The 15062-nt window shown below is 75.1% G+C and carries 12 protein-coding genes; 4 read left to right on the top strand and 8 right to left on the bottom strand.

Annotation, left to right across the window (positions count from 1 at the left end; genetic code table 11):
- The first annotated feature begins 286 nt into the window (after window positions 1–286).
- Both ACIA8Q_RS24225 and ACIA8Q_RS24220 read left to right on the top strand, forming a co-directional pair.
- On the top strand, window positions 287–1459 hold the full coding sequence (locus ACIA8Q_RS24225; protein ID WP_387905706.1) for a trypsin-like serine peptidase: 1173 nt from the start codon (window positions 287–289) through the stop codon (window positions 1457–1459).
- A gap of 41 nt (window positions 1460–1500) precedes the next feature.
- Window positions 1501–2622, top strand: coding sequence for a trypsin-like serine peptidase (locus ACIA8Q_RS24220; RefSeq protein ID WP_396317669.1), 1122 nt, complete (start codon window positions 1501–1503; stop codon window positions 2620–2622).
- 110 nt (window positions 2623–2732) lie between these two features.
- Here the strand turns inward: ACIA8Q_RS24220 and hflX are convergent, their stop codons facing one another.
- From hflX to miaA, 5 genes are all read right to left on the bottom strand, one after another.
- Entirely contained in the window at window positions 2733–4235 is a 1503-nt protein-coding gene (gene hflX / locus ACIA8Q_RS24215) for a GTPase HflX (RefSeq protein ID WP_360222226.1), read from the bottom strand.
- A gap of 103 nt (window positions 4236–4338) precedes the next feature.
- Window positions 4339–6693, bottom strand: a complete 2355-nt coding sequence (locus ACIA8Q_RS24210) for a RelA/SpoT family protein (RefSeq protein ID WP_396317668.1) — start codon at window positions 6691–6693, stop codon at window positions 4339–4341.
- Window positions 6694–6867: 174 nt separating this feature from the next.
- Window positions 6868–7776: a diaminopimelate epimerase gene (gene dapF / locus ACIA8Q_RS24205; RefSeq protein WP_387905699.1), complete on the bottom strand. Its 909-nt coding sequence runs from the start codon at window positions 7774–7776 to the stop codon at window positions 6868–6870.
- A gap of 43 nt (window positions 7777–7819) precedes the next feature.
- Window positions 7820–8329: a hypothetical protein gene (locus tag ACIA8Q_RS24200; RefSeq protein ID WP_360222217.1), complete on the bottom strand. Its 510-nt coding sequence runs from the start codon at window positions 8327–8329 to the stop codon at window positions 7820–7822.
- Between the two features lie 227 nt (window positions 8330–8556).
- Entirely contained in the window at window positions 8557–9498 is a 942-nt protein-coding gene (gene miaA / locus ACIA8Q_RS24195; protein WP_387905697.1) for a tRNA (adenosine(37)-N6)-dimethylallyltransferase MiaA, read from the bottom strand.
- A gap of 167 nt (window positions 9499–9665) precedes the next feature.
- On the opposite strand from miaA, the gene ACIA8Q_RS24190 reads away from it, so the two are divergent.
- A complete protein-coding gene (locus ACIA8Q_RS24190; RefSeq protein ID WP_387905695.1) occupies window positions 9666–9911 on the top strand; it encodes an antitoxin in 246 nt (81 codons plus the stop codon).
- Window positions 9912–9942: 31 nt separating this feature from the next.
- Here ACIA8Q_RS24190 and ACIA8Q_RS24185 read toward each other — a convergent pair whose 3' ends face one another.
- The gene (locus tag ACIA8Q_RS24185; RefSeq protein ID WP_387905692.1) at window positions 9943–10641 is read right to left on the bottom strand and encodes a hypothetical protein; all 699 of its coding nucleotides are present in this window, start codon (window positions 10639–10641) and stop codon (window positions 9943–9945) included.
- A 203-nt stretch (window positions 10642–10844) separates the two neighbouring features.
- A complete protein-coding gene (gene miaB / locus ACIA8Q_RS24180) occupies window positions 10845–12344 on the bottom strand; it encodes a tRNA (N6-isopentenyl adenosine(37)-C2)-methylthiotransferase MiaB (RefSeq protein ID WP_360222205.1) in 1500 nt (499 codons plus the stop codon).
- A gap of 210 nt (window positions 12345–12554) precedes the next feature.
- On the opposite strand from miaB, the gene ACIA8Q_RS24175 reads away from it, so the two are divergent.
- Complete coding sequence (locus ACIA8Q_RS24175) at window positions 12555–13574, top strand: TAXI family TRAP transporter solute-binding subunit (protein WP_360222202.1); 1020 nt, start codon at window positions 12555–12557, stop codon at window positions 13572–13574.
- Between the two features lie 52 nt (window positions 13575–13626).
- On the opposite strand, the gene ACIA8Q_RS24170 is transcribed toward ACIA8Q_RS24175, so the two are convergent.
- Complete coding sequence (locus tag ACIA8Q_RS24170) at window positions 13627–15060, bottom strand: HAMP domain-containing sensor histidine kinase (protein WP_360222199.1); 1434 nt, start codon at window positions 15058–15060, stop codon at window positions 13627–13629.
- Window positions 15061–15062 lie beyond the last annotated feature (2 nt).

Genomic DNA, 15062 nt, shown 5'->3' with positions numbered 1-15062 from the left:
GCGTCAGGTAAGGGTTACCTATCCCTGAGGGGTGATCACAAGAACGGCTCACTCGTCCGGGTGAAGATCCGGGATTGTTCACCGCCCGGGAGGACGGCCCGGTTGTGCCGCCGGGCGGGACGGCCGGTGCGCCGCCGGGCCGGCGTGGGCCGCATCACGGATCGGTGACCTGTGGTCAGGAACGCAACCCGGGGGGCGGCCGCCGCCGTCCTGGTGTCCGGTGGAAGACTCCACAGCGGCGAGCCGCCGCACGACAGCCCGACCGAGCACAGGGGGAAGCGCACAGATGCCATCGATCCACCGGTCAGCCTTGGCCGCCGCCCTGGTCACCGGAACCCTGCTCGCGGCGAGCGCCTGCGGGCCGGACGGCCCGGCCGGCGGCGGGGGCGGCGCGGCGCCGCCGCCGGCCTCCGCGAGCAGCGCCTCCGCCGGCGGCGGACTGATCGGCGGGATCACCCTCCCGTCGGGCCTGCCGACCAGTCTGCTGGAGGGCCTGCCCAAGACCTGGGACGACCTGAAGAAGTGGCGCTTCGAGGACTGGGACAAGTGGGCGTCCCAGCACGTCTTCAACAACCCGGTGGTGAAGGACTTCTGGAACCCGGACAAGATGGGCGACTCCAAGCCCGCCGAGCCGGCCCCGCCCACCGCCAAGCCCGCCACCGACAACGGCGTGACCGATCCGGAGCCCGCCGCGGTCAAGGCCACCCCGGTGGCCCGCCCGTACACGAAGCAGCCCTCCGGGAAGGTGTTCTTCAGCGCCCAGGGCGGCCGGGGCAACTGCTCGGCGACGGTGATCACCGACCCGCAGCACCCGGGCCGGAGCAACCTGGTCTGGACGGCCGGCCACTGCGTGCACGCGGGCAAGGGCGGCGACTTCTTCAAGGACCTGGTCTTCGTCCCCGCCTACAACAACTCGGGCGCCTCCAGCGGCGGCAAGAAGGCCCCGCTGTCCGAACTGGCCCCGCTGGGCACCTGGTGGGCCGACCTCGTCACCACCTCGCCGCAGTGGATGGTGGAGGGCGGCGAGAGCGGTGACGCCGCGAACCAGTACGACTTCGCGATCATGCGGGTGCACAACCAGAACGACACCGGGAAGTCGCTGGAGGAGACGGTCGGTTCGGCCGTCCCGGTCTGGTTCGACGCCCCGCGGGACAAGGTGTCCGTCGCCGCGGTCGGCTACCCGCTCTACAAGCCGTTCGACGGCCAGGAGCTGTACCGGTGCGACGGCGGGAAGCCGACCCGGCTGTCGTTCGACGCGAAGCGCCCGTCGATGCTCACCATCGGCTGCAACATGACCCAGGGCGCCAGCGGCGGCGGCTGGTTCGCCACCATGCCGGACGGGCGGACCGCGCTGGTCAGCAACACCTCGATCGGCACCCAGGACCACACCTCGCTGAGCGGCCCCTACCTGGAGGCGGTCGCCCGGCAGGCGCTGGACTGGATCTCCAGGAAGCCGTAGCCGCACGGCCGGCGGAGACCGCACCCGGGGGACGATGCACCATGCCCAAGCACACCGGCCGCGCACCGCGGCGCCGGCCCGCGGCGGCCGGCGCCGCGGTGCTCGCCGCACTCGTGCTCACCGCGACCGCCTGCGGCCCGGACGGCCCCGGCGCCCCCGCGCCGCCGCCCGCCGCGCTCCCCCGGGCGGTCCCCACCGGCCCGGACGACCTGGCGGGCTGGAAGCTGGAGGACTGGACGCGCTACGTCGCCGACAGCGGCTCCGCCGAGGAGGCGCCGCCGGACGCCTGGACGGCCGGGCGGATGGCCGCCGCCAAGGGCCGGCCGACGCCGGAGTACCCGCTCGCCTCGGCGCCGGCGGGCGTCCAGCACGACGCCCCGCCGCCCGCCGGCCGGGCCGTCCCGCAGCCGCGCCCGTACGGCCCGGCCTCCGCCGTGGTCGGCCGGCTCTTCGCCGGCACGGCCCACGGCGACACGGCCTGCTCGGGCACGGTGGTCTCCGACCCGGCCAACCCGGGCCGCAGCAACCTCGTCTACACCGCCGCGCACTGCCTGCACGAGGGCGGGGGCGGCGGCTGGCTGAAGGGCGTCACCTTCGTCCCCGGCTACAACCGGGACGGCGGGGCGGTCCGCGGCCGGCCGGCCACCGAGCAGCAGCTCGCGCCGTACGGCCGGTGGACGGCGGTGCGCGCGCTGGTGTCGCCGACCTGGCTGCGGGAGGGCGGTGTCGGCGCCCGCCACCAGTACGACTACGGGATCGTCCGGGTGCGCGGCGAGGAGGCCTCCGGGCCCTCACTGGAGGAGGTCGTCGGCGCCGCCGTCCCGGTCTGGTTCAACGCCCCGCGCGAGCAGGTCACCTCGGCCGCCGCGTACGGCTACCCGGCCGAGCGGCCGTCCGACGGGCTGGAGCTCGACCGCTGCGACGCCGCCACCGCACCCGGCCGGCTGTCCTTCGACCGGGCCCGCCCGCCGATGTACGTGATCGGCTGCCCCATGACGGGCGGCGCCGACGGCGGCGGCTGGTTCATCACCAAGGACGGCAAGCCGAACCTGGTCAGCGTGACCGCGCTCGGCGGCCGCACCCCGGACGGGTACCTGGCCGGCCCCGCCCTGCAGGACCAGGCGAAGCGGGCCTTCGACTTCTTCAGCAAGAGCACCAGGTGACGCACGGGCCGCGTCCCCGGGCCGTCCGGACGGCCCGGGGACGCGGAGGGCCCCGGACGCATCCGTCCGGGGCCCTCCGTCACCGTTCGTGCCGCACCGCGGCAGCGGCCTCAGCCCTGCAGCGCCACCGTGAAGCGCTCCAGTTCGGCGGCCAGCTCGGCCGGCACCTTGGCGTGCAGCAGGGTGCCCTCGCCGGTGTGCTCGGTGGCGAGCAGCTCGCCCTCGGCGTGCACCCGCGAGACCAGCCCGCCGTGGGTGTAGGGCACCAGGGCCCGCACCTCGACGGCCGGACGCGGCAGCTCGTCGTCGATGAGCTTCAGCAGCTCCTCGATGCCCGCGCCGCTGCGGGCCGACACCACGATGGCGTGCGGCTCGCGGCGCAGCAGGCGCTGCAGCACGTGCGGGTCGGCGGCGTCCGCCTTGTTGATCACCACGATCTCCGGCACGTTCTGCGCGTCGACCGAGACGATGACCTCGCGGACGGCGGCCAGCTGCGTCTCCGGCTCGGGGTGCGAGCCGTCGACCACGTGCAGGATGAGGTCGGCGTCGGCGACCTCCTCCATGGTGGAGCGGAAGGCCTCGACCAGGTGGTGCGGCAGGTGCCGGACGAAGCCGACGGTGTCGGCCAGGGTGTAGACCCGCCCGCTCGGCGTCTGGGCCCGGCGGACGGTCGGGTCCAGGGTGGCGAACAGCGCGTTCTCCACCAGGACGCCGGCGCCGGTGAGCCGGTTGAGCAGGGAGGACTTGCCGGCGTTGGTGTACCCGGCGATGGCCACCGACGGCACCTGGTGGCGCTTGCGCTCCTGGCGCTTGGTGTCGCGGCCCTTCTTCATCTCGGCGATCTCCTTGCGGAGCTTCGCCATCTTCTCGCGGATCCGGCGCCGGTCGGTCTCGATCTTGGTCTCACCGGGACCACGGGTGGCCATGCCGCCGCCGGACGAGCCGGAGCCGCCACCACCCATCTGCCGGGAGAGCGACTGGCCCCAGCCGCGCAGGCGCGGCAGCATGTACTGCATCTGCGCGAGCGAGACCTGCGCCTTGCCCTCCCGGGACTTGGCGTGCTGGGCGAAGATGTCCAGGATCAGGGCCGTCCGGTCGACGACCTTGACCTTGACCACGTCCTCCAGGTGGATCAGCTGCCCGGGGGTGAGCTCACCGTCGCAGACCACGGTGTCGGCACCGGTCGCGGCGACGATGTCGCGCAGTTCCTGGGCCTTGCCGGAGCCGATGTAGGTGGCCGCGTCGGGCTTGTCGCGGCGCTGGATGACGCCGTCCAGCACCTCGGAGCCGGCCGTCTCGGCGAGCGCGGCGAGCTCGGCCATCGAGTTCTCCGCCTCCTCCAGGGTGCCGTCCGTCCAGACGCCGACGAGGACCACGCGCTCCAGGCGGAGCTGGCGGTACTCGACCTCGGTGACGTCCTCGAGTTCGGTGGAGAGGCCGGCGACCCTGCGGAGCGCGGCGCGCTCGCTGCGGTCGTACTGGTCGCCGTCGTAGTGGTGGCCGTGGTCCTCGTCGATGGCCGCGAGGTCCTCGTCCATGAGGGCTTCCGCCCGCATACCGTCCAGGCGGCGCGGGGCGTCGGCGTGGTCGCGGGTGTCGAACGTGGAGGTCATTCTGTCCTTTGGTCGCTGGTGCGGATGGCCTGTGCGGACGGCTCGCGCCGCCCACCGGGAGTCTGCCCAGCTTCCGCCCCGCTTACCGTCCGGGCGAGGTGAGCTACCCCTCGGGTCCTCGGGTGCCACCGGGGCTCCTGTGCCCTGTGAACGCCGCGGACCGGCCGTGAATTCCCCATGATGGTCGCACGCCCGGCGCGGGCCGGTCATCCCCATTTCCCCCGGGGTCGCGGGCGCCGCCGCCCTCGGGGGCATGCGGGCGGCTCACGTCGTACACCCCGGACACCCGGAGCATCGCCCGCATCAGCGCGGGCAGCACGGCCGGCTCGGGCAGTTCCACCGTGTAGGTGTGCCGGACCCGCAGTTCCTGCGGCGGTTCGACCTCGGCGGAGACGATGCCCACGCCCTCGGCGGAGATCGCCGCGGTGAGGTCGGCGAGCAGCCGGGGGCGGTTCAGCGCCTCGGCCCGCAGGGTGGCCCGGTGGCCGGCCGCCGGGGCGCCCTGCGGCTGCCAGCGGACCTCCAGCTCCGCGCGGCCCGCCTCGCGCATCCGCTCCCCGGCCGGGCAGCCGGTGCGGTGCACGGCGACGGCGCCGCCGCGGATCGGGTAGCCGGCCACCTCGTCCGGCGGGACGGGCGTGCAGCAGCGGGCCAGCCGGACCGGCGCCCCGGGGTGCCCGGCCACCGCGACCGGCGCCGGGCGGCGTTCCGGGCGGCGCTGCGCGGCCGGGGCGGGCTGGCCGCTGGAGGGCCCGGTGCGCACCACGGGGAGCCGGGCCGGGTGGTCGGCGAGCCAGCGTTCGATGGCCAGCCGGGCCGCCGGGGTCCGGGCGTGGGCCAGCCACTCGGGGGCCGGTCCGGAGGGTTCGGCGGCGGGTGCGCCGGCCCCGGCGGGCGCGCTCCCGGCGGGCCCGGCCGGGGTGGGCGCGGTCTCGGTGAGCACGGCGAGCAGGTCGCCGTCCTGGAGCACGGTGGAGAGCGCGGTGAGCCGGCCGTTGACCCGGGCGCCGATACACCGGTGGCCGGTCTCCTCGCCGAGCAGGTAGGCGGCGTCCACGCAGGTGGCGCCGGCCCGCAGCTGAAGCGTTTCGCCGTCCTCGGTCACCACGGTGATCTCGCGGTCGCCGGCCAGGTCGGCGGTGAGCGCGGACCAGAAGGCGTCCGGGTCGGGCGTCTCCTGCTGCCACTCCAGCAGCCGGCTGAGCCAGCCGGGCCGGGCCGGGTCGGTGCGGTCGAGCTCGTCGGCGTCCTGGACGGCGCCGGCCGGCTCCGGGTCCCCGAGCGCGACCACCCCCGTCTCGGCGACCGCGTGCATCCGCCGGGTGCGCACCAGCACCTCGACCACCTCACCGCCGCCCAGCGCCACGGCGGTGTGCAGCGACTGGTAGAGGTTGAACTTGGGGGCGGCGACGAAGTCCTTGAACTCGCCGGGCAGCGGCGTCCAGCAGGTGTGCAGTTCGCCGAGCACGGCGTAGCAGTCGGCGTTCTCCTCGACGACCACCAGCAGCCGCCCGAAGTCGGCCGGCTGCGGCCCCTGCGGCCGCCCGTCCCGGCCGGGCGCGGCGGCCCGCTTGAGCAGCACCCGGTGCAGCGAGACGCAGTGCCGGGGGCGGACGGTGACCTCGGCGGTGACCCCGGTCTCGGCGAGCTGGCGGGCCAGCTGCCGGGCGAAGGGCTCCAGCAGCGCGTCGGGCTCGCCCTCGTGACCGGCCATCAGGGCCCTGGTGCGGGCGTGTTCCTCCGGGTGCAGGGTGGCGAAGACGATGTCCTCCAGCTCCGCCTTGAGCACCTGGATGCCGAGCCGCTCGGCCAGCGGGATCAGCACGTCCCGGGTGACCTTGGCGATCCGCACCTGGCTGGCCGGCTTCATGTGCCGGATGGTGCGCATGTTGTGCAGCCGGTCGGCGAGCTTGACGACCATCACCCGGACGTCGTCGCCGGTGGCGACCAGCATCTTGCGGAAGGTCTCGGCCTCGGCGGCGGCGCCGAAGTCGACCTTCTCCAGCTTCGTCACCCCGTCCACCAGGTAGGCGACTTCGGGCCCGAAGCCCTCGCCGACCTGCTCCAGCGTCAACTCGGTGTCCTCGACGGTGTCGTGGAGCAGCGAGGCGACCAGGGTGGTGGTCCCGGCGCCGAGTTGGGCCAGGATCATGGTGACGGCGAGCGGGTGGGTGATGTACGGCTCGCCGCTCTTGCGCTTCTGGCCGCGGTGGCTGGCCTCGGCGAGCCGGTACGCGCGGGCGAGCAGGCCGAGGTCGGCCTGCGGATGGTGCTCGCGGTGGACCCGGACGAGCGGTTCGAGGGCGTCCGGGACGGGCGGCCGGCCGGTGGCCAGCAGGGCGGCCCGGCCGGCCCGGCCGAGTGCGGCCCGGCCGAGTTCCCCCAGGGGCCGCCTGGCCCCGGCTTGCCGTGCGGACGTCGGCTGCCCCGTCAGGGACTGCCCGGCTTCGATGGTCATCGGCGCACCTCCGGCAGCGATCACCGGTTGCCCGCCTGCCCCTCTCGGGGGCGCTCGGCCCGGTGGTCCATGCTACCGAGCAGAGCACGTTCCGCGATGCGTTGCTTCCCGTCCGCGACCGGCATCACCCGAACGGGCGGATTCGCCGGCTCACGAAGTGGGCAAACCGGGCCGTCAGCCGACGAGGGTCGCCCACCAGCGCGGGTCGATCTCGCCGCCCGCCACGATCACCGCGGGCCCGGTCATGTCGATCCGGCCGTCCGGGTGCTCGGTGACGACCACCCGGCCGCCCGGCACGTCCACGGTGTAGGTGGCGGGCTCCCCGGTGACCGCCGGGTCGACGCCGTCCCGACGGATGGCGGCCACCGCGACGGCGCAGGTGCCGGTGCCGCAGGAGCGGGTCTCCCCGGAGCCGCGCTCGTGCACCCGCATGGCGACGTGCCGCGGACCGCGGTCCACCACGAACTCGACGTTGACGCCCTCCGGGTACACGCCGTCGGGGCTGGTGAGCGGGGCGGTGTACAGGTTCCCCGCGTGCTCCAGGCTCTCGACGAAGGCCACCGCGTGCGGGTTGCCCATGTTCACGTTCAGCGCGGGCCAGCGCCGGGCGCCGACCGCGACCTCGACGCCGTCCGGCCCGGGCAGCCGCGCCCGGCCCATGTCGACGGTGACCTCGCCGAGCGTGCCGTCCGCGGCGTCCTCGGCGACCCTCGCCCGCCGCACCCCGGCGCGGGTGGCGATCGCCAGCTCGCCCGGCTTCGCCAGCCCTGACTCGACCAGGAAGCGCGCGAACACCCGCACGCCGTTGCCGCACATCTCGGCGATGCTGCCGTCGGCGTTGCGGTAGTCCATGAACCACTCGGCCCGGTCGGCCTGGTCCACCGCGGCCGGGTCGGCGGCGGAGCGCACCACGCGCAGCAGCCCGTCCCCGCCGATGCCGGCCCGCCGGTCGCACAGGGCGGCGACGGCCTGCGGGCCGAGCGCCAGTGCGCCGTCCGGGTCCGGGATGATGACGAAGTCGTTCTCGGTGCCGTGCCCCTTGAAGAAGCGGGGGCCGGCCTGCTGCGGGGAGGATGCGCTCACCCTCCCGATGGTACTGAGTCGCCGGGCCGGGGCCCGGGCCCGGTCACCGCAGGTAGGCGACCCGCCAGACGGCCAGCGCGCAGGCCGCCAGCGCGATCAGGGTGTAGACCACGATCGCCTTCCAGCCGGCCCGCTGCCCGGAGCCGCGGCGCGGCAGGCCGGGCCACTTGTAGCCGGCGTGCCGGGCGGCCATGGCGCCCCAGCCGACGGAGGCGGCGGTGAGCAGCAGCCCGAGCATGCCGACCATGGTCGCGCGGGCCCCGGCGGAGCCGAAGGCGAGCGGGAAGGCGAACATCAGCGAGCCGAGGGTGCCCAGCAGGGCGATCGGCAGGGTCTGCCACCAGCGGAGCCGGCGCAGCGGCCGGATCTCCCGCTCGTGCACCGCGCCCGCCGGGGTGCGGGTGTCCAGGGCGGGCAGCGCGGTGGCGTAGGAGGTGGGTGCGCCCAGGCCGGTCAGCACGGGCAGGTCGCCCATCGTGGACTCGTCGAACGCCTCGGCCGGTGCGGTGACGCTCCCGCTCTGGCCGGATTCGGGGCCGGTACCCGTTGACACACGGCCTCCCCTGACTGTTCGACACGAGCGGACTCGCGGCCGGGCACGGTCGGCCCGCGCGGGCCGATCCCTATGGCATCGATGATGGCATGTCCAGAGGTGCGTTCCGGGCCTGACCGGGGTCGACAAGTGATCCGTGGCCATCACGTGATCGGCCCGTGACCGCCGGTTCGTCCTGCACGGCCACCTGCGCGCGCACCTGCACCCGCCGGGTGGCCGGAACCCGCCTACGCGGCCGGAACCCCCTGACGGCCGATCAGTTCGAGGGATCGTTCCAGCAGCTCGACCGGGTCGGTCCCGGCCGGGCGGGAGAGCCAGTGGATCCGGTCGTCGCGGCGGAACCAGGACTCCTGGCGGCGGGCGAAGCGCTTCGTGGCCCGGACGGTCTCGGCCCGCGCCTCGTCCTCCGTGCACTCCCCGGCGAAGTGGTCCAGCACCTGCTGGTAGCCGAGCGCCCGGGAGGCGGTGCGGCCCTCCCGCAGTCCGGCGCCCTCCAGCTCCCGCACCTCGTCCAGCAGCCCGGCCCGCCACATCCGGTCGACCCGCAGCGTGATCCGCTCGTCGAGTTCGGGGCGCGGCACGGCGACGCCGATCTGCACCGCGTCGTAGACGGCGGTGTTGCTCGGGAGGTTGGCGGTGAACGGCCGGCCGGTGATCTCGATGACCTCCAGGGCACGGACGATCCGCCGCCCGTTGCCGGTCAGGATCGCCTCGGCGGCGGCCGGGTCCAGCTCGGCCAGCCGCCGGTGCAGGGCGTACGGGCCGTCCCGGTCGAGCTCGGCCTCCAGCCGGGCGCGGACCTCCGGGTCGGTGCCGGGGAACTCCATCTCGTCGATCGCCGCCCGGACGTACAGCCCGGAGCCGCCGACCAGGACGGGCGTGCGCCCGGCGGCGAGCAGCCGGTCGATCTCGGCCCTGGCCAGCCGCTGGTACTCGGCGACGCTGGCGGCCTCGGTGACGTCCCAGACGTCCATCAGGTGGTGCGGCACTCCCCCGCGCTCGGGCAGGGTGAGCTTGGCGGTGCCGATGTCCATGCCCCGGTACAGCTGCATCGAGTCGGTGTTGATCACCTCGCCGTCGAGGGTGCGGGCGATGGCGACGGCCAGGTCGGATTTGCCGGCGGCGGTCGCGCCGACGACGGAGACCACGCGGGGCTGGGAGCTGCTCACCGCTCCAGTCTCGCAAAACCGGCGGGGTTGCCGTGACCGCGCTGCCCGACCGCCACCGGTGCGCGACGATATGACTGTTTCCGGCCGTTTCGGCGGTCGCGAACGCTTCGACCCCCCGGGACGTTGGTCAGGACACGGAGAGGAAGGGTGACGACACCATGGGTCTGATGGACAACCTCAAGGGCAAGGCCGGGGAGCTCAAGGAGCGGGCCAGCGAGCTCGCGGGAAAGCACGGCGACCAGATCGACCACGCGGTGGACCGGGCCGGCGGGGCGATCGACCGGGCCACCAAGGGCAAGTACAGCGAGAAGATCGAGCACGGCGCCAGCCGGGCCAAGGGTGCGGTGGACGACTTCGCCACCAGGCCCGGGCCCGCCTCGGGCGACGGCCCCGGCCCGGCCCCGCGGGGCTGAGGCTCCCGGCCGCCGCCCCGCACCGGGGCGCTCAGCTCCAGGACGCCACCAGGTACCCGACGCCGTACGGGGCGTCCTGGTAGCCGAGCCGTGCGGTGAGGCCGGCGCCCTCGGCGGCGCCGGCCAGCACCTGCCAGGGCGCCCGGCCCTCGGCCTGGAGCTCGGCGGCCAGCGCGGCGTCCAGCGCGGCGAGGGCGGCCAGGTCGGCGGAGCCCAGGGCGGCGGCCAGCGCGGCGTCGAAGCCCTCGGCCCGCTCGTCCAGGTAGCCGGGGGCCTTCAGCGAGCGGCACGCGCTGCCGTCCCCCAGCACCAGCAGGGCGACCCGGTCGGCGAGCCCGGCCAGGCCCTGGCCGAGGCCGAGCATCCGGTCGGCGGGGGCGTCGACCGGCACGGCGCAGGCGTGCGTCGGGACGTCCACGCCGGCGCGCTGCAGCAGCCAGGCGCCGATGGTCAGCGAGGGCGCCAGCTCCGGCCCCTCCACCCGGTCGCCGGGCAGCTTGGCCACCAGCGGCACCCCGTAGCGGTGCAGGGAGCCGGCCCCGCCCTCGGTCCACACCTCGGCCTGCGGGCCGGTGCCGACCACCACGACCAGCTGCGGCGCGGCCGCGACCAGCGCAGCCAGCGCCTCGTCGCAGGCGGCCCGCAGCCCGTCCAGCTCGGCGGCCGCCCCGGCGGCGACCTCCGGGACGAGCAGCGGCGGACAGGGGCACACGGCGGCGGCTACCAGCATGTGGATCACTCTAGGCCCTCTCCCGCCGGGAGGAGGGGGGCCGAAGCGGCCCGTCCGCACACGGACCCCGACGGGGAACGGACCCCGACGGGGAACGGGAGCCCGGCCGGAGAACGGGACCCAGGCCGGAGAACGCGCCGGGCGGGAAGCGCGACGGCCCGGCGGGACGCGGGTCCCACCGGGCCGTCGTGCGCGGCGCGGCGTCAGTCGCCGCAGCAGCCACCCGCCGGGGCGGCCGACGGCAGCGCGGCCGGAGCGCCGATGGTCGGCAGGCCGAGCATCACCCCGGCCGGCTTGGCCGCGGGCTTGGCCTGGCGCTTCTCCCAGGCGTCACCGGCCCGGGTGCGGCGCACCGCGAGGGTCGGCCCCTCGGCGAGCAGGTGGTGCGGGGCGGCGTAGGTGATCTCGACGGTCACCATGTCGCCCGGGCGCACCGGCTCGGCGGGCCGGGTGAAGTGCACCAGCCGGTTGTCGGGGGCGCGGCCGGAGAGCCGGTCGGTCTTGTCGTCCTTCTTGCCCTCGCCCTCGGCGACCAGGATCTCCAGGGTGCGGCCGACCTGCTTCTTGTTCTCGTCCCAGGAGATCTCCTCCTGGAGCGCGATCAGCCGGTCGTAGCGGGCCTGGACGACGGCCTTCGGCACCTGGTCCGCCATGTCCGCGGCCGGGGTGCCGGGGCGCTTGGAGTACTGGAAGGTGAAGGCGCTGGTGAAGCGGGCCTCGCGGACGACGTGCATCGTCTCCTCGAAGTCCTCCTCGGTCTCGCCGGGGAAGCCCACGATGATGTCGGTGGAGATCGCCGCGTCGGGCATCGCCTCGCGGACCTTCCGGATGATCCCCAGGAAGCGGTCCTGCCGGTAGGAGCGGCGCATCGCCTTGAGCACCCGGTCCGACCCGGACTGCAGCGGCATGTGCAGCTGGTGCATCACGTTCGGGGTCTCGGCCATCGCGGCGATCACGTCGTCGGTGAAGTCGCGCGGGTGCGGCGAGGTGAAGCGGATCCGCTCCAGGCCCTCGACCTGGCCGGCCGCCCGGAGCAGCTTGGAGAAGGCCTCGCGGTCGCCCAGGTCGGAGCCGTAGGCGTTGACGTTCTGGCCGAGCAGGGTCACCTCGATGACGCCCTCGTCCACCAGCGCCTCGATCTCGGCGAGGACGTCGCCGGGGCGGCGGTCCTCCTCCTTGCCGCGCAGCGCCGGGACGATGCAGAAGGTGCAGGTGTTGTTGCAGCCGACCGAGATGGCGACCCAGGCCGCGTACGCCGACTCGCGGCGGGTCGGCAGGGTGGAGGGGAAGGTCTCCAGCGACTCCAGGATCTCCACCTGGGCCTTGCGCTCGACCGCGGCCCGCTCCAGCAGCGCCGGCAGGTGGCCGATGTTGTGGGTGCCGAACACCACGTCGACCCAGGGGGCCTTCCGCACGATGGTGTCGCGGTCCTTCTGCGCCAGGCAGCCGCCGACGGCGATCTGCATGCCCTTGTGGCGGGTCTTGACCGGCGCCAGCTGCCCGAGGTTGCCGTACAGCTTGTTGTCGGCGTTCTCGCGCACCGCGCACGTGTTGAACACGACCAGGTCCGGGTCGCCGTCCTGGCCGGCCTTGACGTAGCCGGCGTCCTCCAGCAGGCCGGACAGCCGCTCGGAGTCGTGGACGTTCATCTGGCAGCCGTACGTGACGACCTTGTAGCTCTTCAATCCGCTCTCACCGCTCACCAGACCAGGGTACGGGCAGCCGCGAAGCGCTTTTCCCGGTCCCGCCCCGCCCGTGCTCCCGCCGTCCCGCCCACCGCCCCCGCCGTCCCGCCCACCGCCCACCGGGCAGGCGCTCCGGTCCGGCCGGGAGCACGGGTGCCGGGCCGGCCCCGCGGTTCCCGTACCCCGTTCCCCCTCCCGTTCGGCCGGGGCGCCTGGCAGTATCCCTGCATGGCCCCCACCACTCCTCCACGCCTCGGCGCCGCCGCCCGCACCGCGGCCCGCAGCCCGCTGTGGCGGACGCTGCTGGCCCTGGTGCTGGTGCTCGCGGCGCTGGGCGGCTGGTGGCTGTCGGCGGGCCGCTCGCCCGGCTACCCGCTCGGCGAGACCCGCTTCGCCACCGGGGTCGAGCGCGGCGTGTACGACCGGTACGGGCAGCTGCTGGAGACCCACGTCGCCAAGGCGATGCCCGGTGTGCGGCTGGCCCTGGACAACTCCCAGGGCTCGATAGAGAACCTCACCCGGGTGACCGGCGGCCAGGACTCCTTCGCGATCGCCACGGCCGACGCGGTCGCCGACTACAGCGGACCGGGGAAGGACCGGCTGCGGGCGATCGCCCGGCTCTACGACGACTACCTGCAGCTGATCGTCCCCGCGTCCTCGCCGGTGCACCGCACCGCCGACCTCAAGGGCCTGAGGGTCGGCGTGGGGCTGCCGCAGTCCGGGGTGAACCTGGTGACCAGGCGGCTGCTGACCGCGGCCGGACTGGACCTCGACCGCGACATCGTCCCGGTGCCGGACGGTGTCGGCGCCGCCGCGGACGACCTGCGCGCGGGCAAGCTGGACGCCTTCTTCTGGTCCGGCGGCCTGCCGACCAGCGCCCTCACCGACCTCTCCGACCACGTGCGGATCCGGGTCGTGCCGCTGGGGGACCTCGCCGAGGCGATCCACAAGATGGAGGGCGGCGGCACCGACGCCTACCGGGCGGCCACCATGCCGAAGGGCACCTACCCGAACGCCGAGCCCACGGAGGCCGTCGCCACGGTGGCGGTGCCCAACCTGCTGATCACCCGGGACGACGTGGACCCGGGCCTGGTCGAGGGGATGACCCGGGCGGTGATCGACAGCCGCGACCAGATCGGCGCCCAGGTGCACGCCGCCCAGCTGGTCGACCTGCGCACCGCCGTCTACACCGACCCGCTCCCGCTGCACGAGGGCGCCATGCGCTACTACCGCTCCGTGAAGCCCTGAGGAGCCTGCGCTCCGCCCGTCGGCCGGCCCGCGGGGTCGCGCGGGCCGGCCCTCAGGCCTTCGCCGGCCTGGGCACGGCCAGCGTCACCGCGAGCCCGGTCGGCTTGACCGGCGCGAAGCCGAGCGAGCCGCCGCCGGCCGCCAGCAAGGTACGGGCGATCGACAGGCCCAGCCCGGAGCCGTCCACGTTCTGGTGGCGCGGGCTGCGCCAGAACCGGTCCCCGGCGCGGGACAGCTCGTCCTCGGTGAGGCCGGGCCCGGCGTCCGTGACGGTCACCGCGACCTCGTCCTTGCGCACCGCGACCCGCAGCCGCACCCGGCTGTCGGCCGGGCTGAACTTGAGCGCGTTGTCGAGCACGGCGTCGAGGGCGGAGCCGAAGCCGATCGGGTCGGCCATGCCGAGCGCGAGCGCCGGGCCGTCCCAGCGCAGCTCGATGCCGCGCTGTTCGGCGACCGGCCGCCAGGCGTCCACCCGGGCCAGGGTGAGCGCGGCGAGGTCGGTCTGCTCGGGTTCGGGGCGGGCGTGCTCGGCGGTGGCCAGGCCGAGCAGGTCGTCGAGCACCCGGGCCAGCCGGACGCCCTCCTCCCGGACGCCGCCGAGCTCCTCCTCGTGCCCCTCGGGCAGTTCCAGGCCGAGCACCTCGACCCGCAGCAGCAGCGCCGCCAGCGGGTTGCGCAGCTGGTGCGAGGCGTCGGCGACGAAGGCCTTCTGCTGGTCCATGGCGAGCACCACGTGGTCGGCCATCTCGTTGAAGGAGCGGGCCAGCCGCTGCAGCTCGGGCGGCCCGCCGCCGGGCGCGACCCGGGCGGCCATCCGGCCGGTGGCGATGTCGTGGGTGGCCCGGTCGAGGGTGCGGACCGGACGCAGCACCCACTCGGTGAGCCGGACGGCCAGCAGCACGGCGACGATCATGGCGGCGGCCTCGCCCGCGCCGATCACCAGCCAGCTGTGCAGCATCCGGGTGCGCAGCGCCCCGGTCGGCGACTCGCTGAGCACCACCGCGACCACGTCGCCGTCGCGCACCACCGGGGTGGCGACGGTGAGGGTGCGGTCGCCGGTCCACGGCCACACCTGCGGCGGGTTGTGGCTGCGCCGCCCGTCCAGCGCCTCCTGGAAGGCCTGTGCGCCCCAGCCGCCGGCCGGCACCCGCCAGTCGGCGGGCGCGGCGGCTATCGGCTGGCCGTCGCGCTGGAAGATGCCCAGCCGGACACCGTAGAGGTCGTGGTAGCGGCTGACCTCGGCGTCGATGGCGTGCCGGCGGCTGACGTCACCGGGGGCGGGTTCGAGGTCCCCCTTGAGCGCGGACTCCACCCCGGAGGCCCCGGAGGTGGGCAGGTCCTGGGCGAAGCGGGCGGCGTCGTCGAGCCGGTCCACGACCACCTTGCTCTGCTGGGCCGCCGCGACCGCCGCCGCGAGCGGCAGCCCCAGGGCGGCCAGGACGCAGAGCATGAGGGCGATCAGGATGCCGAGCAGGCGGGTGCGCACGT

This window comes from Kitasatospora sp. NPDC051705 (assembly GCF_044453265.1).
GTDB lineage: Bacteria > Actinomycetota > Actinomycetes > Streptomycetales > Streptomycetaceae > Kitasatospora.
Note: the sequence above shows the minus strand (reverse complement) of the source record. Positions and strands in the feature narration are given on the sequence as shown.

Coding starts and splice junctions, on each gene's coding strand:
- ACIA8Q_RS24225 (WP_387905706.1), top strand. CDS start 287: ATGCCATCGATCCACCGGTCAGCCTTGGCCGCCGCCCTGGTCACCGGA.
- ACIA8Q_RS24220 (WP_396317669.1), top strand. CDS start 1,501: ATGCCCAAGCACACCGGCCGCGCACCGCGGCGCCGGCCCGCGGCGGCC.
- hflX (WP_360222226.1), bottom strand. CDS start 4,235: ATGACCTCCACGTTCGACACCCGCGACCACGCCGACGCCCCGCGCCGC.
- ACIA8Q_RS24210 (WP_396317668.1), bottom strand. CDS start 6,693: ATGACCATCGAAGCCGGGCAGTCCCTGACGGGGCAGCCGACGTCCGCA.
- ACIA8Q_RS24190 (WP_387905695.1), top strand. CDS start 9,666: ATGGACAACCTCAAGGGCAAGGCCGGGGAGCTCAAGGAGCGGGCCAGC.
- ACIA8Q_RS24185 (WP_387905692.1), bottom strand. CDS start 10,641: ATGCTGGTAGCCGCCGCCGTGTGCCCCTGTCCGCCGCTGCTCGTCCCG.
- ACIA8Q_RS24175 (WP_360222202.1), top strand. CDS start 12,555: ATGGCCCCCACCACTCCTCCACGCCTCGGCGCCGCCGCCCGCACCGCG.